Here is a 25,788-nt window from a genome sequence, read left to right on the forward strand (position 1 = left end):
AGCAGGCGTGAGCGGGCGGAGACCGTCGCAACCATGAAGTCGCCGTCGCGGTGTACCTGCACCACTGCTTCGCCGGGCGCGAGATGCCGCGCGACGTCGACCGCCGAGCGCTCGTCGCCACGCGCGGCGAGCCGGGCCGCCTCCCGCGCGGCGTCCACGCAGCGCACCTGCATCGACACCGCGCTGACCCCGGCAAGGCAGAGCACCAGCACCGCGACCAGCGTGGCGAGGGCCAGCGCCGCTTCGACGGTGCTGGCGCCGGCCGTTGAGCTGACACGGCCGACTACACCTTGGTATTCAGCGCCCGCCCGATGATGTTGGTCAGCGCCGCGACGATGGAATCGCCGGTGACGACGGTGTACAGGATCGCGCCGAACGCCGCCGCTGCGATCGTGCCGATGGCGTACTCGACGGTAGACATCCCCGAGTCGTCGGCCGCCAATAGCGTCAACCGCAGTTGAAGTCTCCGAAACATGCTGGCTCCCTTCATCTTCCCCTTCTCTGTCGGTCCGGATGCGGGTGTTCGAGGTCACAGCAGACCCGTCTGCAGGACGTCACCGGCCAGGCCCGCCACCACCGGGACGATGCCCAGGCATACGAACGCCGGCAGGAAGCACATTCCGAGCGGACCGGCGATCAGCACCGCCGCGCGCTCGGCGGCAGCAGCCGCGCTGTGCGCGGTGTCCTGGCGACACCGGGTGGCCAGGTCGGCCACGCCCTGGGCGAGCGCCGCACCAGAGGATGCCGATCGCCGCGCCAACCGCAACAGCGCGTCGGTCTGGGCGCCTAGCGATTCGGCCGGCATGTCCGGCGGTGCCGACCATGCGACGGCCGGATCGGCGCCCAGCGTGAGTAGGTCGGCGGCTCGCCGTAACACGCGGGCCAGCGGCGGCGGCGCAGACGACGCGGTGATCGCCGCGGCAGTGGAGACCGCCATGCCCGAGACCAGACACACCGCCAGCACATCCAAGCTCGATGCCACCGCCAGCGGGTCTGTCCCGCGCGGTGACGGCCGCGCGACGCGGCGGGTGTCGCGCGTCGTCCCGGCCCGCGCCCGGACCGTCGATGGCGCGACACCACACAGCAGCGCCGCCGCCAAGAGGATCGCCGGCGTCGTCATGCGTGCCTCACCGCGTCACCCGGTCGGTGATGTGGTCTGACCACAGCAGGCCGGCACACACCAGCGTTACTCCGACCACCAGCAGCCAGCCGCCCGCATGGCCGCCCAGCAAGAACGCCATCGGGTGCGCTCCGATCAGCTGACCGAGCAGCACAGAAAGCAGCGGCAAGCCGGCCAGGATGACCGCAGTGGCGCGGGCACCGGCCATCGCCGCAGTGACCTGCGCCGAAAATCGCTGCCGTTCGGCGATGTCACGTTGAGCGGCGCGCATCAGGGTGGACATCGCCAGGCCGTGCTCGGTGGCCAGTTGCCAACAGGCCGCGATCCGCTCCCATTGCGCGGGGAGTGCCGAGGTCGCTGCAACGCTGCGTAGGCCGGCAACCACATCAGCGCCCAGCCGGGCGCGAGCCGCCACCGACCGGCAGCCGGTTGCGACGGCCCCGCCGCTTTCGTCGGCCGCCACCGCAAACGCGCGGACCGGGTGGGCGCCGACTTGCAGCTCGCCGACTAAGACATCGATCGCCGTGTCCAGTGCCCGGCTCTCGCGCAGGCCGACACGGCTGCGGCGGCGACGCCGGTAGCGCATCCCCAAGGTCGCGGCCAACACCGCGGCGGCGAGAACCGTGGTCGGCGCCAGGACCAAGGCCAGCGCAGCCGCGGCACACACCGCCGACCACCTAGCCACCGCCCGCGAGTTACGTATCCGCGCACGCGCCGGCGCGAGCCGCCGCCGCGGCGATGACGACATCACCGACACCGCCAGCGCCAATCCCAGCGCGGCCGATACCGGGCCGGTCACCTCGCAGACCTGCTCGCCAGCAGCCGACGCAGTTCGGTGGCCGCGTCGGTGAACCCGCGATCGACATGCCAGGCGGTGACCGCGCGCACCTGCCCGCCGGTTCGGCGCAGCACGGCGATCTCACTGACCCGCCGGCCTGCGGCACCCCCGCGAGCCACATGGACCAGCACCTGCGCGCGTTATCAGAGGTTTAACACGTTCTATTGGTTAATCAGCGTGTTTACCTGCACATTAATCATCGTATACATGTATCCTCTTAGGTATGGTTGGCCAAACATTTTCCAAGTTTGCACGGCGTGGCGCGCCGGCCGATGTGGGATACCGGGGTAAAAATTCACCCCATGGACCTACACGACAATCCACAACTGCTGGTGGAGAAGTTCGTCGAGCAGCATGCTCTCGTGTTGGGCGAAACGCATGGCGATCTGTGTGCGAGGTTGGCGGAGGTTCCGGACCGGTACGTCGATCAGGGGAACGATCCCCGAGGAATCACCGTGTCATGCACGCTGCTGGAGACGTTGCTGTTCTCGAGGTGGCGTCGCCAGACCGAGGACTCGACTTTGAAGGCGATCAAGGGCAACGGGTTTGGGATTGTTCTGGTCGACGGGAAGGGGTCTCGTATCGGGGTGCGCAAACATCCACGCAACTGGGACGGCAGCCTGCTCGAATCGGTGGAGTATGTGCCCGGCGAGCATCAGCTGAGTATCGAGGAGGAATTGGGGTACCCAATCGGCGGCGGGGATGGCATTCCGGAGCCTCCCGGGTATCGGCAATACGTACTGTGGTGGCCAGGCAATCTGGGCTTGGGTGGTGCGGTCTTGGCTGCGGGCATACTCACCGACAAGGTTCAGGTACTCTACGCCAGCACTCCGCTGCCGCCACCGATCATGGAGCAGCGTGCGAAAACGGCACCCACCATGGATCCGTTCACGCAGGCTACCGAGGTTGCAATGCCCGGAAAGCGGCGCCGGGACGAGGACTTCGCGGATGCCGACGGCGTCACCGAGGAGACACTGAACGAAGCGCCGCCGGAATCGTCGTAGCCCTCGTGCACACTGCTGGGTGCATGCGGGGCTCCCACTCGGGTGATGTTGAATCGAGCGCACGATGATCGAGGTTTTTGGTGCACGGGTCCGGCAGGCCCGGCTATTGCGGCGCATGACGGCAACTTCTGTGGTGGGCCTGGTTGGCTGGAGCAATGCCCGCCAGACGAAGATCGAGAAGTCTTCGACGATCATGTTGTCCGTTGATGAGGTTGCGGGGCTGTCGGAGTTGTTCCGCTTTCCTGCACGGTTTTTCAGCTCGGAACCGCAGTCTCGCGTATCGGCGGGTGAGTTGCTTTTCCGGGCGCCAAAGTCGATGACTGTTGGCGAGCAGGACTTCTTGGCGACGTTCGCTTCGCTCGCCGGCGATTTTCTCGGCGACCTGGATGAGCGGTCGAAATTGCCTCATGTGAAGGTCCCGTCGATCTGCGGCAAGGATCATCACCGGCCGAGCGCGGTCCAGGCCGCAGGGTGGCTGCGCGAGGCGATGGGGCTAGAACCTCATGAGCCACTGGATGATTTGATGTATGAAACTGAGCGATTGGGTGCACCGGTGATCGTCCGGCGGCGCACTCCGGGTGAGTGGGAGAGCGAGTTCGCGGCCACACCGGGGAGAGCGCGTGACGAGAAGCACTTGGGTTATTCGAGTTGGGTGGGACGACACCGGGATCGCCCGCTCGTAGTGTTGCGCGAATCCGAGTCGTGGGAACGGACCCGATTCACCGTTGCCCATGAGTTGGGGCATTTGGTGTTGCACAGCCGTGGGCACTGCTCGGTGAACTCGGGCGAGGAGTTGGAGGCCAACCGGTTCGCCACCGAGTTGTTGGCGCCCGTCGCCGCGCTGGCGCCGGAGTTGCCACAGGTGATGTCACTGTTGAACCTCAAACCGCTCAAGGACAAGTGGGGCTTGTCGTTGGGTTCGCTGATCATGCACATGCGTGACTCGGGATTGATCGACGCTGATCGCGCAAAAATGCTTACCACACAACTGTATTCACGGATCAATCCTGAGACTGGGCATACCTGGGGTATGACGGAACCCGGATGGAACGAACGTGACCCCGAGCGGCCCAGGCTGCTGCGCAAGTGGGTGGAACGCTGCTACGGGGATGCCTCGGTGCCGATGCTGGCCGCACGCGAGTCAATGATATTTCCATCGGATCTGCTCGAATGGTTCCTGGCTACGCAACGGCCTTCACCTGCATCTGACAGGCGCCCGATGGCTGCCGTCGGGATGCGCGGTGCTAGCGGATCAGCCCCGGAAGAGCGGCATCAAGTGGTCCGCCTCGACGATTTCCGTCGCGGTAAAACTCCATGAACGGCGCGAGAGGCTGCTGAACGTGGCGCGGGTGCAGCGGCTGTGTTTCCCGGACCGGCCTGATACCTACACGGTGGTCGGCGCCGATCGGCTACCCGTTGCACCTGCCCGAGAGTACTTGCGGTTCCTCGCAGATCAGGGCGCGTCTCCAAATACGGTGCGTGCCTACGCATACGGGCTATCGGCGTGGTGGACGGTGCTCGAACACACCGGCGCGGCCTGGGATGATTTTCCCACTAGCCTGTTTGGCGAGTTCCTGTGTTATCTGCGGACTGGGGATCTGCCGGGCATGGTCCGTATCGGTGAGCCCGGGCCTGGGATGGCCGAGTCGTCGTTGCAGCCGCGGGGGGCTGCGGTGTTGTCGATGTACCGGTACTTCGCCGACGCCCACGATTTGACCCGCCCGTACCGCCGCTTGTTTTCCTCCCACGCCCGATCCTCGCGGCGCCGCTATGCCCCCACCCTGGCTGGTGTCGGACCGCGACGTGATCAGGAGGTGCCTGTGCACCGCCGGCGTGCACCCAATCGCAGCGAGACGCCGGTGTTGTTGCCCGATCAAGTCAACGCCATCCTGGATGGCTGCAGTGTGCAGTCGCCGTCGGGTGAGTGGACCGGCAGCGAGGCGGGTTTGCGTGACCGGTTATTCTTCGCCGTCCTGGCCGAGACCGGAATGCGAATAGGTGAAGCATTATCTTTGCGCCACAATGATTTCCATATCACCGGGGGTGAGACTCCGTCGATTCTGGTGGCCGGCCGCGACGATCACCCCCATGGGGTACGAGCCAAGTCCGGTGCACGCCGGATCTACATCGGCGATGATCTGGTAGCCCTCTACAGCGAGTACGTGTGGCAGCTGATCGGGTGGGCCGCCGACGTCGCGGTTGCCGATCTGGCGTCGCACTTCGTGTTCGTCAATCTGGCACGCGGCCAGCGCTATGCACCGTTGCGCCCGGAAACCGTCTACGACAAGGTGGACACCCTCACGGCCGCCCATGCTGATGTGTTGCCGCAGGACTGGACTCCTCACTGGCTGCGCCACACCCACGCTACAGCTCTGCTGTTGTCTGGGGTGCCTGAACACGTGGTGATGCGCCGTCTCGGCCACGCCGATGTGCAGACCACGCTGTCGATCTACGGGTGGGTGACCGCCGACGCCGAGATGCGCACGGTCGCGCAGTGGAAGAGCTTCGTCGCCGGCTGGAAGGTGAGCCATGACTCAACCCCGTAACAGTCACGTCGATTCTGCAGGATCCGCGGCGGCCACCGTGTGGGATCGGCAATGGCAGCAGGTCCCTGAATCGTGGCGAACTTTGCACTACCGCATCGACGCTGCACCGTTCGACGCCGTGTTCGTGCGCAACCAGCGCTACCTGAACAATCCCGACGGCCACGACTTCACCCCCGCCGATGTCCCAGAACGCTTTCGCCAAGAAATGGCGTGGTGGGTGTGGTTGTGCGGCCACGAAGGAATCCGCAAGATCGAGCCGTTCCTGCTGAAGTGGACGGCCGTCGCCTTGACCGACGCCGCCGCCGAGCACCAGCAGCGGTATCACCGGCCTCCAGTGAGCATTGCAGACCTCGCGGCCGAGGATGTCGTACGTCACGCCGTGGTGCGCTTTGAGCGCCGCAACGCCCGCCTGCCCTCCGCGGGGGCTCGGCGCCAGGTCGTGGCCTTGATCGAGCACCTGCATCTTTACGTATCGGTGCGCTGCACCGATGCCCCGTGGTGGGCCCATGACATCTGGGATCTACGGGCTGATCCCCGCATACCACAGCGCGAACATGAACCCAGCCATGACCAAGTCGTCAAACTTGCCGCGATCCACCCGCCCTGGCTGCGTGAGGGCGTGCGGTTCTGGCTGCGCACCTCCATAACCGCGGAATTGCTGCGCTGGTCATCGGTAGCCGATCGTGCTCGCAACATGGCCAGGCACCTCGGCCCGTTCTTGGCCGCCCGCAACATCAGCACCCCACTGTTGGCCGATGACCGCGCCGCCCTGCGGTTGTTGTTCACCGAGTTCTCCAACTACCTGAAATCCCCATCCGCACAGTTCAAACCAGACCGGCCGTTGTCAGCATCCGCGGTGGACTCGACCCAGTCGCAGGCCCAGGTGTTCTACGCCTTCATGGTTGATCACGCCGAGGAAGCCGCTGCGGCGACCGGCGACCCCCGGTGGGCTCAGATCACCGACACCTACACGCGTCTGTGGGGCGCGGCGTTTCGAACGCGCCGCGCCAACCGGCAGCGGGAGCTGACGTGGTTCTCCACGTCGGAATTGCAGCAGATGCTGTGCTACCTCGATGTGCTGGCGGCCGATCGCGGTATGCCGGTGGCCATCACTCACCCTGATGCAACGATCTCGGTTGTCGCCGGCCTCGGAGACCCGCAAGCCGCGCGCGTCTGGCTGCTGCAGGCGCTGACCGGACGCCGAGCCTCGGAGATACTGATGCTCGACTTCGACCCTCTGACCGCTATTCCCGGCCCGGAACGCCCCACAGATTCCGATGACCCCAACGCATTCGTCGCCAAGTTGCGCTACCAGCAGACCAAGGTCGACGGGGTACTGCCGTCGATCCTGGTTGAGAAGGCGGTGGTCAACGTGATCACCGAACAGCAACAGTGGGTTCGCCGCCGCTACCCTGGGCTGAGCCCGAAGTACCTGTTCCTCGGACTGCGCCACCAGCATCAGGGCCACCGGGCCCGCACCTACCAGTCCTACGGTGTGGCACTGAACAAACTCGACAAGGTTCACGGCCTGGCCGACTCGGCCGGGCGTCCGCTGCGGTTCAGCCAGACCCATCGGCTGCGCCATACCCGGGCCACCGAGTTGCTAAACGACGGCGTTCCCATTCACGTGGTACAGCGATACCTTGGGCACGCATCCCCTGAGATGACCCTGCGCTACGCTGCGACGCTTGCTGCAACAGCTGAGTCAGAATTCCTGCGGCACAAGAAGGTCGGCGCACACGGCACCGATATCGCAATCAGTCCATCCGATATTTATGACATGACTCAACTGGCGGCCCGCACGGATCGGGTACTTCCCAACGGCGTGTGCCTGCTTCCTCCGCTGAAGAGCTGTGACAAAGGAAATGCTTGTCTGTCATGCGGGCATTTCGCCACCGACGCCACTCATCTCGACGAATTGATCGCGCAGCGCGCCAAGACCGTCAACTTGATCGAGGTCCGCCGCGAACAGTACCGGCGACGTAGCGGGCGGGAACTCACCGACGACAACGTGTGGATTCACGAACGGCGCCGGGAGATCGCCTCTCTGGACGCGATCATCGAGCGTCTGCACACCGACACCGAGGGCCTCGCGAACGGAGCCAGTGTGGGCGGTGCTGGTGCCTCAAACCGGTTGCCGCTGTTGAAGGTCAAGACCCGCGGCAGCCACGAATCTGTTCTACGCAAAGCCGACCCCAACGCACCCGGATGAGGCAACGCCCCCCTCCCCCTTCGGATAACGCCCGCCGCGCCCTGGCCGACTACCGTAAGAACATCTCCCAGACCAAGCGCCGGGATATCGAACGCGCCATCAAACACCTGCGCAAGACCAACGCCATCATCAACATATCCACCGTCGCTGCCCGCGCCGGCGTAGAACGCAAGACCGTCTACAAGCACCGCGACCTCGTCGCGATCATCGACGCCTACCGACGCCAGCCGCCTTCGCTCGACGCCGCGACGGGCCGCGAGAGCACCGTCGTAGCCGCCCTACGTGCCCAACTGGTCGCCAAGGACGGTGAGATCCGCGCACTGAGAACCAAGCTTGCCGAACAAGAATCGACAATCGCACTGCTCTACGGACAACTCGACGCCGGAAACGGTGCAGGGGGCGGCGGCTAATGGGTGCCATCGCAACAACGGCTTGGGGCACCGCCTGCACTTCACTCGCGATTCCAGCCATTGTGGCGCCGAAACCACGCACCCGTAGCCGTAATCCCCCAATCTGCGGCGGTTACAGGGTGCCTGTGTCGTAATACGGATCGCTCAGGCGGGCCTGACGGTGTGGAGGTGGGATAGAGCGCGGCGTGTTGGGCCACCAGCTGGCTTCGCGCAGGAGTGTGGCGATGGCGGGGACGGTGAGGGTGCGAACGAGGAATGTGTCGAGTAGGAGTCCGCAGCCGATGATGAGGCCGACTTGGATCATGATCGCGATGGAGCCGAACATCAGTCCGAACATGCTGGCGGCGAAGATGATTCCGGCCGAGGTGATGACCGAGCCGGTGCGGGCGACGGTGCGCAGTACCCCTACGCGAATGTTGTGTTTGGATTCCTCCCGCAGCCGTGAGACGAGCAGCATGTTGTAGTCGGCGCCGACGGCTACCAGGATGATGAAAGCCAGCAACGGGACGGGCCAGGCGATTTCGTAGCCGAGTCCCCATTGGAAGACCAGCACTCCGATGCCCAGTGAGGCCAGGTAGTTCAGCACGACCGTCCCCAGCAGGTATAGCGGGGCGAGCAGGGCGCGCAAGAGCAGGATGAGGATGAGTCCGACGATGACCAGGGTGCTGATGGCCAGTTGGGTGAAGTCAGCCGACAGGAGCCGTTGGATGTCGGAGTTGACGGCGGGGAACCCGGCAACGGCGATAGTGGCGTTGGCCAGGGTGGTGTTGGGGCGGGCGGTGTCGGCGGTCTCGACGATCTGGCGGGCGAGGGTGATCGCCTGCGCGCTGTAGGGGTCGTAGCTGGATTCGACGACAAAGCGGGCGGTTTTGCCATCGGGTGAGAGGAATTGTTTGGCAACGTCGGTGAATTGACGGTTATCGAAGGCACTGGCGGGCAGGTAGAAACCGCTCGCTGCGTCAGAGCCGGCGCTGGCGCGGGCCGAGTTCTGCAGTTGGGCGGCGACCTGGCCCATCCGAGCCAACATTTCGATGTTGCTGTCGGCCAGGGCGTGCACACCGGCGGCCAGCGCTTGCGCCCCGGAAGCGAGTTGGCCGACGCCCTCTTGGAGCCGGCCGATGTTGCCGGCCGGGTCCGCGGGATCACCCTGAGTTCCGAAGGCCTTGTCAAGTGCTGCGGCAGCGGCTTGTATGTCGGCAAGGGTGCCAGCAATGGTGGCGTCGGTGTCAGGGTTGTAGCGATCGCCGAGGGTGGCGACTTCGGTGAAGAATCCGTTATCGCGCAAACTCACCAGGATCCGGACCTGGTTACGGATTTGCGCGCATTGCGGCGTGGTGGCACACCACTCGGAAGTGTTCAGGCCATCGACGAGGGGGGCCAGCACGGCGAGGGCGGTTTCGGCTTGATCCGCCCGCGACCGCAGCCCGGGGCCGGATTGGATGGCTTGGTCGACGGTGGGTGCGGAGGCCGAAAGTTCTTGCAGCAACGGTCGAGATGACCACAGCAGGGTGTCACCGGATTGGGCTCGGGCCAGTACGCCCGACAGCGGGGTCAAGATCGCGTGCAGGGCGGCATCGAGCTGGGCCAGGCCGCCAGCGAGTTGATCGGCGCCGTCGGTGAGTTGAGTGAGGTCGCCTTTTCGTGCGTCGCCATCGGCGACGGCGTCGGCCATCTTGTCGCCGATCTGCCTGTTCTGCCAAGACAGTTGGGCTTGTTCGAGACGGGTGCCGGTGGGGCGGGTTATCCCGATGACTTTGGTGACCCCGGATACTTGGGCGACCCGGGAGGCCATCTCGTCGAGGTCGGCCAGACCTTTGCTGGTGCGCATGTCGTCGGGGTTCTCCACGACGAGAAATTCGGTGATGACGACGTCTTTGGGGAAGTGGCGATCCAGCAGTTGGTAACCCTGGTTGCTGGCGGTGGTGGCAGGCTGGCCTTTGCGGTCGTCGTAGCTGATCTTCATCGTGGTGGCGATGGCCGAGAGGGCCAGCAGGATCACCAGGCTCACGGCCAACAGTGGCACCGGCCGGCGGACCACCGCGACAGCGACACTGTTCCAGTAGCGGCGGGTTCGATCGGATTTCGGCTCGCCGATTCCACGGCGGGCGGCCAGCGCCAGCACCGGCGGCAACAGGGTCACGGTGGCCAGGAATCCGACCAGCACGGCGACCGCGCAGGCCGGGCCGAGCCCGGCGAAAACACTGAGGCGAGCGAAAACCATGGCAAAAAAGGCCAGCGCAACGGTGGCCGCCGAGGCCAGGATCACGCGCCCGATGCTGGCGGTGGCATGAATGACGGCCTGATCGGCGGGGACATGTGCGCGGCGCTGTTCGTGGTAGCGGCTGATCAAAAACACCGTGTAGTCGGTGCCCGCCCCGAGCAGGATCACGGTCATGAACGCCACGGTGAACTGCGAGACGGGCATGCCGCTCTCGCCGAGGACAGACAGCACACCACGGCCGACGGCCAGGCTGACCCCGATCACCAGCAGGGGCAGCAAGGCGGTGAACACCGACCGGTAGACAATCAGCAGGATCAGTGCGATCAGCGCGGCGGTGGCGATCGAGATCAGCAGCAGGTCGTGTTCGGCGGCAGCGATCTGGTCGTTGAAGGTGGCCGCCGGGCCCGTCACGTGCACGGTCGTCGGTGAACCGGCGAATAAACCGGCGGCGATGTCGCGCACGGCTTGGACGGATTCGGCGGCCTTGGGGTCACCCAGGGTGCCGGCCACACCCACCGGCAGATACCAGGCTTTGCCGTCATTGCTGGTCGCATGCGCCGCGGTGACCGGGTCGGCGAGCAGATCTTGAACCAGCAAGACGTGGTCGGTATCGGCGCGCAGCTGCACCACCAACTGCTCATAGCGGTTGCGCACCGGCGCGGTTAAGCCGTCGGGGTCTTCCATCGCCACGACCAGCATCGTTTTGGAGCCCTGTTCACCGAAGGCCGCGCTCATGCGGTCCACGGTTTGAAACGACGCGGCGTCGCGGGGGATCAGGTTCACCGATTGCTGCCGTACCACCGTTTCCAGCTGCGGGAACACCAGTGCAAGCAGCACGGCGACGGCGATCCAGCCGCCGATGACCAGTGCTTTATGACGCACCGTGAACCCGGCCAGTGTTGCTAACCGGCTGCTGTACTCACTGGATTGGCCCGGATCGGCCACCCCGTTGCGGGCCCGCACAGGCAGGGTTGCCGTGCCCGCACCGCCCGGGTTGTCCGCACTCACCGCGCCTGCGCCCACGAAAGACGCTGCCGCCGGTCACAATGACTCGGCTGCCGGCGATGACGAAGATCCTTAGTTGGGGGTCGTTGCACCGGCATTGTCGTCCTCGTCGTAGGGGATGTCATGGCGGACCACCTTGACCCTGCCGTGCGGCAGGCACGCCATGTAACCGTGGTGTTTGCCGTAGAGCTCCCAGGCGGTGGCGCGCTCGTTGGCGCTGACCTCGATGCGCAGGCCGTTGGAGAAGCTCAGGAGTAGCCGACCGGAATCGTCGTGGCATGCCTTCGTGCACACCGCACCCGCCAGATCCAGTAGCGGACGTTGGTGGGCGGCGACCTCGCGCGGGTCGATGAGCACTTCCTCGGCCGGAAACTCACCGCTAGCCGGCAGGGCAAGCCACAGCAGGCAACTGATGACTACCTCGTTGGCGTCATCAAAGCTCAACACCAGATCACCCTGCAACGACATCCGCTGCACGGTGCAACCTTCGATCCACGTGGTGTACATCGCGCACCTCCGTCGACGCCCAACCGGTCTGCACTGAAATGGTACGGCAAGTAGCGCTGCGCTACTAGTAATAGCGTTACGGGTTGCGGGTCAGGATTCCGGATCGCTCGGCGCCCCGTTGTCCCCGAGCCGCCGAAGAAGATGTTCGAACGCTGCTACGTCGCCATAGGCGGCGAAGTGATCGGCGGTGACCACGACGAACACCGCATTTGCGGTGAATCGGGTGGCCCCCTCGGGGTCGGTGCCGGTTGCGCCGATGTGCAGCACGCGGCCTTCCCGGGAGGCAATGTGCGCGGTGATGCGGTGGGATCGATGCAGCACGACCGGCTGGAGGTATTCGACGGTCAGGCTGCGTGTCACAGCGGGCGCGCCGGCAATCCACAGCGCGAACCCCAGCACGTCGTCGCAGGCGGCGGCGACCGCCCCGCCGTGCGCCAGACCGGGCGCGCCGACGTGGCGTTCGTCGAAAGTCACGTCCGCGTACACCGTGTCGCCGCTGCGGTAAACCACCAGCTGCAGACCGTGCGGATTCTGCGGTCCGCAACCCATACACGTCCGAGTATGTGCGGGCAGCAGCTCAGGCCGTGCCGCACCCGAGCGGCCGGACGCGACATCGTGATGCGGTGAGTGATCGGCCACCAACGACACCTTCGGTACACATAGTTTCGCTGCGCTACCGTTGGTACGGTACCCGTTACGGGCGGTGACGCGGGTAATTGGTCGGGAATCTGGAATGAGGCGAGGGGTGAGTGGGTGTGAGCAGCGAGCAGGTACCGCCGGTGCCCGATGACGACGATATTGACCCCCGCCGGACCCGGTCGCGCAACCGCTTGCTCGACGCCGCGACCGCGCTGCTCAGCAGCGGTGGCATCGAAGCCGTCACCATCGAGGCGGTCACCAAAGCTTCCAAGGTGGCCCGCACCACCCTCTACCGCCATTTCGGCAGCTCATCGCAGTTGCTCGCGGCCACCTTCGAGCGACTCTTACCTCAAGTAACCCCACCCGGGCCGGCCAGTGGGACATTGCGCGAACGACTCATCGAACTGCTCACCCGACAGTCTGCGCTGTTCGCCGACGCCCCAGCACACATCACCATGCTGGCCTGGCTCGCCCTGGGCCCGACCACAATCGATCACGCCAGCACCGAACATGCCCCGCAGGCGCTGCGAGCGCGGGTCATCAACCAATACCGGCAGCCCTTCGACGCCATCCTGCAAGACATTGAGGCCGCTGCTGAATTCGACGGCCTGGACCCGGATCTCGCACTGTGCCAACTCATCGGACCACTCGCGTTCGCACGAATGACCGGCCTGCGATCCATCACCGCACACGACTGCGCCCGCATCGTCGACGACTTCCTGGCCACTCACCGGACCCAGGAAGCCCAATCCGCAGTTCCACAGCCCGACGGTCAAAGGGGCACAGACGACAACCGCCCGGGGTGAGCCCTCTCCCGGGGCGCAATCAGTGCAACCGGGCAGGCGACAGGAGAAACGGGCCGGGATGGCAGCCGCGCAATCCCTAGGCGGGCACACCGTGCGATTCAATCGTTCCCGATTAGGCTGATCGGCACGGGACGCACCTAATCGGTAACAGTCATACACACATGCTCGCGACACCAGATAAGACCGCCGCGGCGAGCTGGCTGTGCAGCGCACCGCGGTCGAGGCCACCGAGCGCGCCCAACGCTTCCAACCGGGCCGGCACCTCGCCCGGGCTATTGGCATGCACGGTGCCTGCGCCACCGTCATGGCCGGTGTTGAGCGCGGCCAGCAGGTCGACCACCTCGGCGCCTCTGACCTCTCCGACCACGATGCGGTCGGGACGCATCCGCAGCGCCTGCCGAACCAGCTGACGCAGCGTCACTTCGCCGGCGCCTTCGATATTGGCGCATCGCGCGACCAGCTTGACCAGGTGCGGATGCGCGGGCGCGAGCTCGGCGGCGTCCTCGACACACACGATGCGCTCACAATGTGACACCGCACCGAGCATCGCCGCCAACAGCGTGGTTTTGCCCGCCCCGGTACCGCCGGACACCAGAAACGCCAGCCGGGCGGCAATGACTTCGCCGAGCAGCGCGGCGGCGTGCGGCGCAATGGCGCCCGCGGCGGTCAGCGCCGCCAGATCCTGAGTGGCGGGACGCAACACCCGCAACGACAGGCAGGTGCCGCCGTCGGCGATGGGCGGCAACACGGCGTGCAGCCGCACCGCAATGCCCGCGGCGCCCACGCCGGTCAGCTGGCCGTCCACCCACGGTTGGGCGTCATCGAGCCGGCGACCGGCGGCCAACGCCAACCGCTGCGCCAACCGTCGCACATCCGCGTCGTCGGCGAAGCGGACAGCGCTGCGCCGCAATCCGTTGCCGTCGTCGACCCAGACCGCGTCCGGCGCGGTGACCAGAACATCGGTAGTGCCGTCGGCGCACAACAGCGGCTCGAGGATTCCGGCACCGGTCAACTCGGTCTGCAGCATCCGAAGGTTGCTCAGCACCTCGGTGTCGCCGAGCACCCCGCCCGACTCGGCGCGGATCGCCTCGGCCACCGCAGCGGGCCGCAGCGGAGCGGGTTCTGCGGCCAGCCGCTCACGCACCCGGTCGATGAGCGAACCGGTCATGCTGCGCGGGCTTCGCTGTCGCCTGCCGGCAGGACTGTCAGAACTCGTCGCGCGGCCGTCGCCAGCGCAGATCGGGGGCGCAACGGCAGGCCGCCGTGTTCGAGTTGCGCGGCAAGCCGCGGCTGGGCGCGCATCGACGCCAGCAGCGGCACGCCAGTGATGTGGGCGATCTCACCGGCCCGCAGCCCGCCCGGCGACGGGCCCCGCACCACCAGTCCGATATTGGGATTGATGGCCGCGAGTACCGGGGCGAGCGTCGCGGTCGCCGCGCAGGCCCGGACATCGCACGGGCTGATCACGACGACGAGATCGGCGGCATCCAGGGCGGTTTGGGCGGCGTCGGTCAACCGCCGGGGCACGTCGCAGACGACGGTCGCACCGCCGCGCCGGCCGGCATCGACGACGGCGTTGACCGCCCCGGGCTCCAGGTCGTGGTCGCGCCGCGTGCCCGAAAGCATGCTGATCCCGCGGTGGCGCGGCAGCGCCTCGCGCACCGCCGCCCAATGCAGCCGCCCGCCCTGCAACGCCACGTCCGGCCAGCGCAACCCGGCGGTGTTCTCGCCGCCGAGCAGCAGATCAATGCCTCCGCTCCACGGGTCGAGATCGAGCAGCAGCGGCTCGGCGGCGCTGTAGGCCAGCGCGGCGGCGAACAGTGAGGCACCGGCGCCGCCGCAGCCGCCAATAACGGCGACGGCCCGCCCTTGACCCTGGCCACCGCGTCGCGATTCGCCGGCCTCGGCGAGCTCGCAGACCAGCTCATCTTCGTGCGCGGGTAGCGCCAGGACGTGCTGGGCGCCGACCTGGACCGCCGCCGCCCAGGTGTCGGGCGCCGGTTCGCTGTCGGTCAGCACGACGACGTGGGCGCGCCGCGGCAGTGCACTGCGCACGCAACGCCGCGCTGCCGTCGCGTCGAGCAACACCGCTGCGGCGGCCGACCACGCTTTGCGGCTCACCGGCGAACCGTCGCGGACATGGACCACCCGCACGCCGACAGCGGCGCCGACCCGGTCCACTTCGTCACGCAGGTGAGGTTCGGCCACCAGCGCCAGCACACCGGTGACACCAGTTGTCGCAGCCACCCGCTCACCGTGCCTGGCGGCGTCCCGGGGGCGCCAGCGGCAAACCGCGATCTGTGGACAAAGTCGGATCTGTGCGCAAACCGGCCGGCGCGGATGTCGAAGAAGTATTGCCGCCCGATGGGCCAACCCGGCAAAAGGGACGACCCCCGCCAGGGGGGGAGGAGGCGAGGGTCGTCGTGTATCAGCCCCGGGGGGTCGGGCTGATCCACCCTCGGCACAAAGCCGAGTACCGCTTACTATACACACGACAGGGCTATTGGGCGCAAGATCCGCTTGCAAAAGGAAGCAGGACATCGAACTCGGCGCAGCGGACGGTGGCCGGCCGCAGCGAGCGATCACGCCTCAATTGACCGGCTGTTTTGTCCGCGGTTCTCGCGACGCAGGCCAACGCCGCCCTATGCTGAGCCGGTGACCGCCCCCGACCCGGCCGCCGATCAGCAAACTTCACCGGAAGTGCGGGACACCGCCGTCCCGCCCGCCCGCACCGCTGCTTTCTTCGATCTCGACAAGACCATCATCGCCAAGTCCAGCACGCTGGCGTTCAGTAGACCGTTCTTCAATCAGGGCTTGATCAACCGTCGGGCGGTGCTCAAATCCAGCTATGCCCAGTTCCTCTATCTGTTGTCCGGCGCCGACCACGATCAGATGGATCGGATGCGTATACACCTGACCAACATGTGCACCGGGTGGGATGTCGAGCAGGTCAAGTCGATAGTCAACGAGACGCTGCATGACATCGTGACGCCGTTGGTGTTCGCCGAAGCCGCCGACCTGATCGCCGGGCACAAATTGTGCGGGCGCGACGTGGTGGTGGTGTCGGCATCCGGCGACGAGTTGGTGGCGCCGATCGCCCGCGCGTTGGGAGCCACCCACGCGATGGCCACGCGCATGGTCGTCGAGGACGGCAAGTACACCGGAGAGATCGGGTTCTACTGCTACGGCGACGGCAAGGTGCAGGCCATCCGCGAGTTGGCCGCCCGCGAGGGGTACGTGCTCGAGCACTGTTATGCGTACTCCGACTCGATCACCGATATACCGATGCTGGAAGCGGTCGGGCATCCGAGTGTGGTCAATCCCGACCGTGCGCTGCGCAAGGAGGCGACGGCCCGCGGATGGCCGGTGCTCAGTTTCTCCCGTCCGGTGTCGCTGCGCGATCGCATCCCGGCACCGTCGGGGGCTGCGGTCGCCACAACGGCCGCGGTGGGGGTCAGCGCGCTGGCCGCCGGAGCGGTCACCTATTCGTTGCTGCGACGCTTCGCTTGGTAGTTCGCCAGCAAACTCCTTGCGATTGCTATTTCAAGTTGTTTCCAAGCTTTACTCATTTGACACTTGCTGTGATACGGGTCACGTAGTACAAAGGAGTCACGGAAGCCCGGTGAGGCCAAGGTCGATCCGGAAGAGAAGGTTCGATCTCCCAATCCGGGCCCCCAGCACGGTTCCCGGCACCCACGCGGAGTCATAGCCGCGATAATGGCAGAAGTGTTGCGGGCCTGCGTAATTGCGAGAAGTGGACGGCCTCGACGGCCCTTTGGGTAGGGCCGCAACCGGGCGCCTCGCAAGATCGCCGAGGCCACCCACGCAACCCCGAGAATGCACGCTTGGTAACCGAGTACCGTGCTAGCGGGCGGTGAGCCGAACTCTTCGGATCGCCGCCCGCTTCACATGTCCGACCCTTGCTGACGCCGACCGCTGGCAACCTACTTGGCCAGCGATTCGGCAATCGACAACGCCTCCCGCCCACCGTCCTGCATGGCCCGGCAGCACAACTTCAGCCAAGCCGCCATGCCCGCGCCGGTGCCTGCGGCGAAGCCGTGCGCGGCGTCGCGATAGTCGGCGGCACGACGCATCCACGTCACCTCGGGTACTCCCAGCCCGTGCGGATCCAGTCCGGTGGCGATGGCGATCAGCCGCGACACCGCACGGGCCACCACGCCGTCCGCGCTGCCGAACGGCGCCAACGCCAGCAGCTCACCGTGCGCGACTGCGGCGACCACCGGTGCCGGCGCCCGGGTGCCGCCACTCACCACTTCTGCCAACAGCTCCAGGCGCGGCCCGACATCAGCGCCGGCCCGCGGCCGGCCCAACCGACCTTCGTCGACCTGATCGGCGGCCGCCAACATGTGCAGCCGCGCCAACGCCTGCAGCGGCGCCCGCCGCCACACCGCCACCAGGTTGGTCTCGCCGCCTTCGAGCGCCTGCGCCACCCGCAGCGCACCGCCGAACACCGGGTCGCTGGTCGCCGACTCGTCGAGCTGGATGGGCCCGCCATCCAAGACCGACGAGGCCCGCGCTGCCCGCAACGCCGCCTCGGCGGCGGTCACCGGCCAGCCCCGCCGGTTGGCCTTATGCCGATGGGCCTGGCCGAGTGCGTCGCGTGCCTGTTCGGCGGCGACGGCGACGCCGGGCAGCTCCATCAGCGGTGCCAGCGGGTCGGTCATGACCAGTCACCCTAGGCGCCGGGGATCGCCGCCAGCAGCTCGCGGGTGTAGTCATGCCGCGGACGGGTGAACAACTCGGTGCTGGGGGCGTGCTCGACCACCCGCCCGGCGCGCATCACCACGACCTCGTCGGCGATCTGTCGGATCACCGCCAAATCGTGGCTGATGAACACATAGCTCAGATCGAGCTCGGACTGCAGCTCGGTGAGCAGATCCAAGATCTGCGCCTGCACGACGACGTCGAGGGCCGACACCGCCTCGTCGCAGACCAGCACCTCCGGGCGCAGCGCCAAGGCGCGGGCGATCGCCACCCGCTGACGCTGGCCGCCGGACAGCTCGCGTGGTCGCCGGCTCAGCAGTGCAGACGGCAACGCCACCTGATCGGCCAGCTCGCGCACCGCCGCGCGGCGGCGCCGGCCATCGCCGATCCGGTGAATCCGCAGCGGCTCCTCGATCGCGCGGAACACCGAGTACATCGGGTCCAGGCTGCTGTAGGGATTCTGGAACACCGGCTGGACCCGCCGACGAAACGCCAACATCGCCCGGCGGCCCAGCGCGGCGATGTCTTGACCGTCGAAACTGACCACGCCCGACGTGGGTTGCAACAGCCCGAGCATCATCCGGGCCAATGTGGATTTTCCCGATCCCGATTCGCCGGCAATTGCCAACGTGGTCCCTCGTCGCAGCCGAAACGACACGTCGTCGACGGCGCGGAAATCCGTCCTGCGCCACGGTGCGCCGTGCGACTGCCGGAAGACTTTGGTCAGCCCGTTGACCACGATCACGTCGTCGCTGACGACGGGGGTGCGCTCGACGGGCCGGTGCATCGACGGGGCCGCGGCCACCAGTCGCCGGGTGTAGTCATGCCGCGGAGCTTGCAAGACGGTCTGTGCTGCGCCGGCTTCCACGACAAGGCCGCGGTGCATGACGATCAGGTGCTCGGCGCGCTCGGCCGCCAGCGCCAAGTCGTGGGTGATCAGCAGTACCGCGGTGCCCAGTTCAGCGGTGAGACGTTGCAGGTGGTCGAGCACCCGGCGCTGCACGGTGACGTCCAGGGCCGAGGTCGGCTCGTCGGCAATCAGCAGTTGTGGCCGGCTGGCGAGCCCGATCGCGATCAGCGCGCGCTGGCACATCCCGCCGGACAGTTGATGCGGATAACTCCTGGCCCGCGTCACCGGATCCGGCATCCCCACCGCCCCGAGCACCTGTACGGCATCGGCGTCATCGACGTTGTTGGCTCGCAGCGCCTCCCGGATCTGAAAGCCCACTTTCCAGACCGGGTTCAGGTTGGTCATCGGATCCTGCGGCACGTAACCGATGCCACTGCCGCGGATCGAACGGATGCGGCGCCGGTCGGCCGCGGTGATGTCGAGACCGTCGAACACGATGCGGCCTGCGGTGATCCGCCCACCTCCGGGCAGTAGCCCCAGAATGGCCGCGGCGGTGGTGGATTTCCCCGACCCTGACTCGCCGACGACCGCGACGGTCTGGCCGCGGTGCACCGTCAGATCCACGCCCCGGACTGTCGGCGCATCGTCGTCGAAGCGGACTTCCAGACCCTGCACGCTCAGCAGCGGTTCAGTCATGCGCGCCATGAGCGTGACCCCGGGTCGAGGGCATCCCGCAGGACATCGCCCATCATCATGAACGCCAGCACCGTGATCGCCAGCGCGCCCGCGGGATAGAACAGGATCGGCGAGCCGGCCCGCAGCCGGGTCTGGTCGATGTTGATATCACCGCCCCAGGACACCACCGAGGGCGGCAGCCCGACACCGAGGTAGGACAGCGTGGCCTCGGTGACGATGAACATTCCCAACGCGATGGTGGCGACCGCGATAACCGGGCCGATCGCGCTGGGCAGCGCGTGGCGCACCAAGATGGCAAACCTACCCAGCCCCAACGCTTCTGCGGCCACTATGTAGTCGCTGGTCCGCACGGCGATCACCGCACTGCGGGCGATCCGGGCGATCTGCGGCCAGCCGAATAAAGCCAGGATCGCGATCACGGTCCACACCGTGCGGTGATGCATCACCTGCATCAGCACGATGGCGGCCAGCAGCAACGGGATTCCGAAGAAAACGTCGGCCACCCGAGAGACCACCGCGTCGAGCCAACGGCCGTAAAAACCGGCCAACGCCCCCAGCGCCCCACCGATGACGAACACCGCCGCGGTGGCGCCCAGCCCGACGGTGATCGACGCGCGCGCGCCATAGACGGTGCGGGCGTAGATGTCGTGGCCCTGCAGATCAGTGCCGAACCAATGCGCCGCAGACGGCGCCAGCATGCTCTGGTTGGGATCGGCATAGCCGGGATCGGCGGCGGTGAACAATGCCGGAAACGCCGCCATGACACCGACGAGCAAGATCAGCGCCGCGGCGAAGAGAAACTTGGGCCGACCGTGTAGTTCTCGCCAGGTGTCGCGCCAAAAGCCGCTTGCCCCAAGGTCTTCACGGTCAGCCATAGCGGATCCGGGGGTCTAGCGCGGCGTAGAGCAAATCCACCAACAGATTGGTGATCAGATAGATGACCACCAGCACCGTCACGATCGACACCACCGTCGGCGCCTCCTGGCGGGTGACCGCCTGATAGAGCACACCGCCGACACCGTGGATGTTGAAGATGCCCTCGGTGACGATCGCTCCGCCCATCAGCGCACCGAGATCTGCGCCGAGAAAGGTCACCACCGGGATCAGAGAATTGCGCAGGATATGCACTGTCACCACCCGCGGCCGCGACAACCCCTTGGCGGTGGCGGTGCGCACGTAATCGGCGTGCGCGTTGGCGGCCACCGCCGAGCGGGTCAACCGCACCACATAGGCGAACGACACCGAACCCAGCACGATGCCCGGCAGCAGCAGTCGCCCCAGCGTCGCCTGATCACCGACGGTCACCGGCGCGATGCCCAACCGAACGCCGAACACGAACTGCGCCAGAAAGCCCAGCACGAAAATCGGGACCGCGATAATGACCAGGCTGGCGATCAGCACGCCGGCGTCGAAGATCCCGCCCCGGCGCAGCCCGGCGACCACCCCGAACCCGATACCCAGCAACGCCTCGACCGCCAGCGCGATCAGCGCAAGCCGAATGGTCACCGGAAAAGCTTGTGCCAGAACAGTACTGACTGGCAGCCCGGAGTAAGCGTGGCCCAAATCACCTCGCAGGATGCCGCCCAGGTAGTGCAGGTACTGCAGCACGAACGGGTCGTCGAGATGGTATTGGGCACGCAGTTGCGCGGCCACCGCGGGGCTCAACGGCCGGTCGCCACCCAACGCGGCCAGCGGGTCGCCGGGCAGCAGGAAAACCATCCCGTAGATCATCAGTGTCGCGCCGAGGAAAACCGGGATCATGACGGCAACGCGTCGGGCGATGTACCAACCCATGTCAGGCCTTGACGATGCGTTCGTAGTCGGGCAGGCCGTTCCAGGTGAGCGCGACATTACTGACCGCTGGTGACCTGCCCGCGACGGCGATCGTGTACCACAACGGGATGGTGGGCATGTCGCGCAACAGGATTCGCTGCGCCGCATTGGTCAGCGCATGGGATTGCGGCAGCGTCGGCGCGGCTTCGGCGTCGGCCAGCGCAGTGTCGAACGCGGGGTTGGAATAGCCGACGTCGTTGGATCCGGCTGCAGTGACGAACAGCGGCTCGAGGAACTGCAGCATCGACGGATAGTCCCCTTGCCAGCCGGCGCGGAAGGCGGTGGTGATGGTGCGACGGGTGATCTGGGTGCGAAACCCCGCGAAGGTCGGCTGTGGCGCCCCGGCGGCATCGATGCCCAGCACGTTCTTGATGCTGTTGGCGACCGCGTCCACCCACTCCTGGTGACCGCCGTCGGCGTTGTAGGCGATCGCGTACTGACCGGCCCATGTCGAGATGGCGTCGGCCTGTGCCCACAGCCGTCGCGCGCGGTCCGGATCGAAGTCCAATGCCTCGCTGCCGTCGATGTTCGGGTCGAATCCAGGCAGTGAACTGGCCGTGAATTCACGGGCGGGCGAACATGTTCCGGCGAAGAACTGCTGGCAGATCTGCGGTCGGTTGATCGCCGCAGACAGCGCGAGCCGGCGCAGCCGGCCCTCCTCTCCGCCGAAATGGGCCAGTCGCAGCGGTGTGTCGAGAGCCCGGTTGCTTGCCGCCGGCGCGCTGACCGCGCGGTCGCCGAGGTCTTTGCGGTAGACCGGCAGCACGCTGGGCGGAATAGTGTCCAGCACATCGAGATTGGCCGACAACAGATCGGCATAGGCGGTGTCCAGATTCGCGTAGAAAACGAAGCGCAGCCCCTTGTTCTGCGGCATGCGGTTGCCGTGGTAGCCGGGGTTGGGCACCAGGTCGAGTTTGACGTTGTGCTGCCAGGCGTATCCGTCGACGAGCCGGTAGGGACCGTTGCCGACGGGATGCTGCCCGAAAGCCGCCATGTCGTCGAAGGCCGCGTCAGGTAGCGGGTAGAACGGTGAAAACCCAAGCCGCAGTGTGAAATCGATAGTCGGCGCCTTGAGCCGGACGGTGAATTCGTGGTCGTTGACCACGTGCAGGCCGGACATCGTGGTCGCGGTCGGCGTGGCGGCGGCGACCTCGTCGAAACCGGCGATCGGGCTGAAGAAGCTCTGCTGCAGCTGGGCATTGGTGGTCAGCGCACCGAAATTCCAGGCATCGACGAACGAGTGCGCCGTCACCGGCGACCCGTCGGTGAAGGTCCAGCCCGGTTTGAGCGTGATGCGGTAGTTGACGTTGTCGGTGGTGTCGACCGACCGAGCCACCTCCAATGACGGTGTGCCCTCGGCGTCGTAGGACATCAGCCCGGCAAACAGCCGGTCGATGATACGGCCGCCGTTGCTGTCGTTGGTGTTGGTCGGGATCAGCGGGTTTTGCGGCTCGCCGGCGTTGACCATCACCACGTCGGTATTCACGGCCGGGCCGCCACACCCGGTGAGCACCGCTAGCGCCACGACGGCAACAACTGCCGCCGCCGTCGCACGCATCATGGCTGCGACCCTAGCTAGGCTCAGGAGGTGACCGAAACACATGCCGAGGCGCCGTCGTCATACCCGCCGCCGGACGAGTTCGCCGCACACGCGAACGTCGGTGACGGCGACTACCGCGAGGCCGAACAGGACCGGCTGGCGTTCTGGGCCAAGCAGGCCAACCGGCTGTCCTGGGCGACGCCGTTCGAGCAGGTGCTGGACTGGTCGGAAGCGCCGTTCGCCAAATGGTTCGTCGGCGGCCGGCTCAACGTTGCCTACAACTGTCTGGACCGCCACGTCGAGGCGGGCCACGGCGACCGGACCGCCATCTACTGGGAAGGCGAACCGGTCGACGAGAGCCGCGAACTCACCTATGCAGAGTTGCACGCGCAGGTCTGCAAGGCCGCCAACGCGCTGAGCAAGCTGGGGCTGGTCGCCGGCGACCGCGTCGCGATCTATCTGCCGATGATTCCGGAGGCGATCATCGCGATGCTGGCTTGCGCGCGGCTGGGCATCATGCACAGCGTCGTGTTCGCCGGTTTCACCGCCAAGGCGCTGGGCGCCCGGATCGCCGATGCCGAGGCCAAGCTGCTGATCACCGCCGACGGCCAGTTCCGGCGCGGCAAGCCGGCACCGCTGAAGGAGGCGGCCGACGAAGCGGTCGGCGCCGACAGCCCCGTCGAGCATGTTTTGGTGGTCCGGCGCACCGGCATCGACGTGCCCTGGACCGAGGGTCGAGATCTGTGGTGGCACGACGTCGTCGACTCGGCGCCGGCCGAACACACTCCGGAAGCTTTCGACGCCGAACATCCGCTGTTTTTGCTCTACACCTCGGGCACCACCGGCAAGCCCAAGGGCATCATGCACACCAGCGGAGGGTTTCTCACCCAGACCTCGTACACCCACCACAGCATCTTCGACATCAAGCCCGACACCGACGTGTTCTGGTGCACCGCCGACATCGGCTGGGTCACCGGGCACACCTACAGCGTCTATGGCCCGCTGTCCAACGGCGTCAGCCAGGTGATTTACGAAGGCACCCCCGACACACCCACTCAGCACCGCCATTTCGAGGTCATCGAAAAGCGCGGCGTCACTATCTATTACGCCGCCCCCACGTTGATCCGCACCTTCATGAAGTGGGGCCGCGAGATTCCCGACGCGCACGACCTGTCCAGCCTGCGGCTGTTGGGATCGGTCGGCGAACCGATCAACCCCGAAGCCTGGCGGTGGTACCGCTCCGTCGTCGGCGCTGACCGCACCCCGGTGGTGGACACCTGGTGGCAGACCGAAACCGGCGCGTCGATGATCTCGCCGCTGCCCGGTGTGGCCGCGACCAAGCCGGGCTCGGCGATGACACCGCTGCCGGGCATCTCGGCCAAGATCGTCGATGACGACGGCAACACGCTCACGCCGCCGGACAGCGACGAAGGCGAGCACGTCACCGGCTATCTGGTGATGGACCAGCCGTGGCCGGGCATGCTGCGTGGTATCTGGGGCGACCCTGACCGCTACCGCGAAACCTATTGGTCCAAGTTCGCCGAGCAGGGCTGGTACTTCGCCGGAGACAGCGCTCGCTACGACGCGGACGGCGCCATCTGGGTGGTGGGCCGCATCGACGACGTGATGAATGTGTCCGGCCACCGGATCTCCACCGCCGAGGTGGAGTCGGCGTTGGTCGGTCACTCCGGGGTGGCCGAGGCCGCAGTGGTCGGGGCCACCGACGAGACCACCGGACAAGCGATTTGCGCCTTCGTCGTGCTCCAGGCCGATCAACCCGAAACCGTCGACGAAGAGATCATCGAAGAGCTGCGCGGCGAGGTGGCCCGGACGATCTCACCGATTGCCCGGCCGCGCGAACTTCATGTGGTGCCCGAGTTGCCGAAAACCCGCAGCGGCAAGATCATGCGCCGGTTGCTGCGCGACATCGCCGAGAACCGCGAACTCGGCGACACGTCGACACTGCTCGACCCCGACGTGTTCGACGCGATCCGCGCGGCTAAGTAGCCGGGCTGGCCGAGACGGGAACGAATCCGGCGCCCGGGCGGCCCTTGGCGGCGAGGTCGGCCAGCACCGCGTTGATCGACACCACCGTCGCCGGGGTGTGCAGCGGGATGTATTTGATGACGCAGGTCGGCAGGGCTTCGCTGAACGCGCCGTGGATCATGCCGACCAGCAGATTGTCGACGACGACCGGAGCCCCGGAGTCGCCCGGCTGCCCGCACACCTGCATGACGAGGGTGCCCGGGTCTTGGCCCGGTCCGAACACGACGCCGCAGGAGTTGCCGGTGGTGCGGCCCTGCTTGCAGGCGATCTGACCGGCCGCCGGATCGGGGCCGATGCCGTTGATCACGAATCCGCCGAGATCGGCGACGGGGATCACCTTGGCCGGGTCGAACCGGATGACTGCGTAATCGAGAATGTCGTTGCCGGCCACCATGGTGCCCAACGTGCCGCGATTCTGCGCGGCTTCGGCGGCGACCTGAGCGCCCGGACCACCACAATGCGCGGAGGTGAAACCGATCAGTGCGCCGGTGTTGTCGTTGCCGATACTGGTCAGCGTGCACAACGTGTCGCCGTCGATGACGATGCCGGCGCCGCCACCGATCGGCACCCTGTCGTCGGCCCCAGCGCTGGTGGCGCGTAGACCCACGAGGCACACCAAGGCGGCAACCGCCGCCATCGCCCCTACACGCAGCAGCCGACAATGCGTTGTCTGCAAAGGGCTACTCCTGTCGCGGATCCGGAACGGATGCGTCAGTCTAACGTGGCCGGGCCGGTGCAGCGGCTGTCCTGCCCTGACCATCTCGGTTGCGCTCGTCTGGCACCGGACCAC

23 protein-coding genes and 1 pseudogene are annotated in these 25,788 nt (G+C 66.6%); 8 read left to right on the forward strand and 16 right to left on the reverse strand.

Annotation, left to right across the window (positions count from 1 at the left end; all coding sequences use genetic code 11):
* The 5 genes from A5707_RS10280 to A5707_RS23780 all read right to left on the reverse strand — a co-directional run.
* The coding region (locus A5707_RS10280) for a TadE family type IV pilus minor pilin (RefSeq protein ID WP_082969381.1) at positions 1-236 on the reverse strand (236 nt) is incomplete at its 3' end.
* Positions 237-283: 47 nt separating this feature from the next.
* Complete coding sequence (locus A5707_RS10285; protein WP_065014397.1) at positions 284-490, reverse strand: DUF4244 domain-containing protein; 207 nt, start codon at positions 488-490, stop codon at positions 284-286.
* A gap of 39 nt (positions 491-529) precedes the next feature.
* A complete protein-coding gene (locus tag A5707_RS10290; protein ID WP_156657751.1) occupies positions 530-1,120 on the reverse strand; it encodes a type II secretion system F family protein in 591 nt (196 codons plus the stop codon).
* 7 nt (positions 1,121-1,127) lie between these two features.
* Positions 1,128-1,919, reverse strand: coding sequence for a type II secretion system F family protein (locus tag A5707_RS10295; protein ID WP_065014398.1), 792 nt, complete (start codon positions 1,917-1,919; stop codon positions 1,128-1,130).
* Positions 1,916-2,077, reverse strand: a complete 162-nt coding sequence (locus A5707_RS23780; protein ID WP_156657753.1) for a hypothetical protein — start codon at positions 2,075-2,077, stop codon at positions 1,916-1,918. Before A5707_RS23780 ends, A5707_RS10295 begins: the two co-directional genes overlap by 4 nt.
* Positions 2,078-2,260: 183 nt before the next feature.
* Between A5707_RS23780 and A5707_RS10300 the strand changes: the two genes are divergently transcribed.
* The 5 genes from A5707_RS10300 to A5707_RS10320 all read left to right on the forward strand — a co-directional run bounded on the left by A5707_RS10300 (position 2,261) and on the right by A5707_RS10320 (position 8,130).
* Positions 2,261-2,962, forward strand: coding sequence for a hypothetical protein (locus A5707_RS10300; RefSeq protein ID WP_046284843.1), 702 nt, complete (start codon positions 2,261-2,263; stop codon positions 2,960-2,962).
* A gap of 64 nt (positions 2,963-3,026) precedes the next feature.
* The gene (locus A5707_RS10305) at positions 3,027-4,280 is read left to right on the forward strand and encodes an ImmA/IrrE family metallo-endopeptidase (RefSeq protein ID WP_052741218.1); all 1,254 of its coding nucleotides are present in this window, start codon (positions 3,027-3,029) and stop codon (positions 4,278-4,280) included.
* Between the two features lie 22 nt (positions 4,281-4,302).
* Positions 4,303-5,508 (forward strand): tyrosine-type recombinase/integrase, encoded by a 1,206-nt coding sequence (locus A5707_RS10310; RefSeq protein ID WP_109401152.1) that lies wholly within the window; start codon positions 4,303-4,305, stop codon positions 5,506-5,508.
* A complete protein-coding gene (locus tag A5707_RS10315) occupies positions 5,492-7,720 on the forward strand; it encodes a tyrosine-type recombinase/integrase (RefSeq protein ID WP_046284844.1) in 2,229 nt (742 codons plus the stop codon). Before A5707_RS10310 ends, A5707_RS10315 begins: the two co-directional genes overlap by 17 nt.
* Positions 7,717-8,130 carry a hypothetical protein gene (locus A5707_RS10320; protein ID WP_046284845.1) on the forward strand — a complete coding sequence of 138 codons (414 nt, stop codon included), beginning with the start codon at positions 7,717-7,719 and terminating at the stop codon, positions 8,128-8,130. The genes A5707_RS10315 and A5707_RS10320 overlap by 4 nt, the downstream gene beginning before the upstream one ends.
* A 112-nt stretch (positions 8,131-8,242) precedes the next feature.
* Here A5707_RS10320 and A5707_RS10325 read toward each other — a convergent pair whose 3' ends face one another.
* The 3 genes from A5707_RS10325 to A5707_RS10335 form a co-directional block, all read right to left on the reverse strand.
* Positions 8,243-11,359 carry an RND family transporter gene (locus A5707_RS10325; protein WP_082108291.1) on the reverse strand — a complete coding sequence of 1,039 codons (3,117 nt, stop codon included), beginning with the start codon at positions 11,357-11,359 and terminating at the stop codon, positions 8,243-8,245.
* Between the two features lie 69 nt (positions 11,360-11,428).
* Positions 11,429-11,863 (reverse strand): DUF6188 family protein, encoded by a 435-nt coding sequence (locus A5707_RS10330; RefSeq protein ID WP_046284846.1) that lies wholly within the window; start codon positions 11,861-11,863, stop codon positions 11,429-11,431.
* A 90-nt stretch (positions 11,864-11,953) separates the two neighbouring features.
* On the reverse strand, positions 11,954-12,412 hold the full coding sequence (locus A5707_RS10335; protein WP_046284847.1) for a PaaI family thioesterase: 459 nt from the start codon (positions 12,410-12,412) through the stop codon (positions 11,954-11,956).
* A 206-nt stretch (positions 12,413-12,618) separates the two neighbouring features.
* Between A5707_RS10335 and A5707_RS10340 the strand changes: the two genes are divergently transcribed.
* A complete protein-coding gene (locus A5707_RS10340; protein WP_046284848.1) occupies positions 12,619-13,308 on the forward strand; it encodes a TetR/AcrR family transcriptional regulator in 690 nt (229 codons plus the stop codon).
* Positions 13,309-13,489: 181 nt separating this feature from the next.
* On the opposite strand, the pseudogene A5707_RS10345 reads toward A5707_RS10340, so the two are convergent.
* Both A5707_RS10345 and ssd read right to left on the reverse strand, forming a co-directional pair.
* A pseudogene (locus A5707_RS10345) lies at positions 13,490-14,476 on the reverse strand (TadA family conjugal transfer-associated ATPase); the annotation flags it as partial.
* The gene (gene ssd, locus A5707_RS10350) at positions 14,473-15,519 is read right to left on the reverse strand and encodes a septum site-determining protein Ssd (RefSeq protein ID WP_156657758.1); all 1,047 of its coding nucleotides are present in this window, start codon (positions 15,517-15,519) and stop codon (positions 14,473-14,475) included. The gene ssd and the pseudogene A5707_RS10345, both read right to left, overlap by 4 nt.
* A gap of 444 nt (positions 15,520-15,963) precedes the next feature.
* Here ssd and A5707_RS10355 point away from each other — a divergent pair, with 444 nt between their 5' ends.
* The gene (locus tag A5707_RS10355; protein ID WP_065014401.1) at positions 15,964-16,821 is read left to right on the forward strand and encodes an HAD-IB family hydrolase; all 858 of its coding nucleotides are present in this window, start codon (positions 15,964-15,966) and stop codon (positions 16,819-16,821) included.
* A 431-nt stretch (positions 16,822-17,252) separates the two neighbouring features.
* On the opposite strand, the gene A5707_RS10360 is transcribed toward A5707_RS10355, so the two are convergent.
* From A5707_RS10360 to A5707_RS10380, 5 genes are read right to left on the reverse strand one after another with little or no spacing between them, the layout of a single operon-like run.
* Complete coding sequence (locus A5707_RS10360; RefSeq protein ID WP_065014402.1) at positions 17,253-17,993, reverse strand: oxidoreductase; 741 nt, start codon at positions 17,991-17,993, stop codon at positions 17,253-17,255.
* Between the two features lie 11 nt (positions 17,994-18,004).
* Positions 18,005-19,588 (reverse strand): dipeptide ABC transporter ATP-binding protein, encoded by a 1,584-nt coding sequence (locus A5707_RS10365; protein ID WP_065014403.1) that lies wholly within the window; start codon positions 19,586-19,588, stop codon positions 18,005-18,007.
* Positions 19,576-20,454 (reverse strand): ABC transporter permease, encoded by an 879-nt coding sequence (locus A5707_RS10370; protein ID WP_065014404.1) that lies wholly within the window; start codon positions 20,452-20,454, stop codon positions 19,576-19,578. Before A5707_RS10370 ends, A5707_RS10365 begins: the two co-directional genes overlap by 13 nt.
* Positions 20,447-21,373, reverse strand: coding sequence for an ABC transporter permease (locus A5707_RS10375; protein WP_065014405.1), 927 nt, complete (start codon positions 21,371-21,373; stop codon positions 20,447-20,449). The genes A5707_RS10370 and A5707_RS10375 overlap by 8 nt, the downstream gene beginning before the upstream one ends.
* 1 nt (position 21,374) lies before the next feature.
* Positions 21,375-22,973: a peptide ABC transporter substrate-binding protein gene (locus A5707_RS10380; RefSeq protein ID WP_156657755.1), complete on the reverse strand. Its 1,599-nt coding sequence runs from the start codon at positions 22,971-22,973 to the stop codon at positions 21,375-21,377.
* Between the two features lie 27 nt (positions 22,974-23,000).
* On the opposite strand from A5707_RS10380, the gene acs reads away from it, so the two are divergent.
* The gene (gene acs, locus A5707_RS10385; protein WP_065014406.1) at positions 23,001-24,959 is read left to right on the forward strand and encodes an acetate--CoA ligase; all 1,959 of its coding nucleotides are present in this window, start codon (positions 23,001-23,003) and stop codon (positions 24,957-24,959) included.
* On the opposite strand, the gene A5707_RS10390 is transcribed toward acs, so the two are convergent.
* Positions 24,952-25,674 (reverse strand): serine protease, encoded by a 723-nt coding sequence (locus A5707_RS10390; protein ID WP_419866411.1) that lies wholly within the window; start codon positions 25,672-25,674, stop codon positions 24,952-24,954. The two genes, acs and A5707_RS10390, sit on opposite strands and share 8 nt — an antisense overlap.
* Positions 25,675-25,788: the final 114 nt, after the last annotated feature.

It is taken from the genome of Mycobacterium kyorinense (genome assembly GCF_001672775.1).
Classification (GTDB): domain Bacteria; phylum Actinomycetota; class Actinomycetes; order Mycobacteriales; family Mycobacteriaceae; genus Mycobacterium; species Mycobacterium kyorinense_A.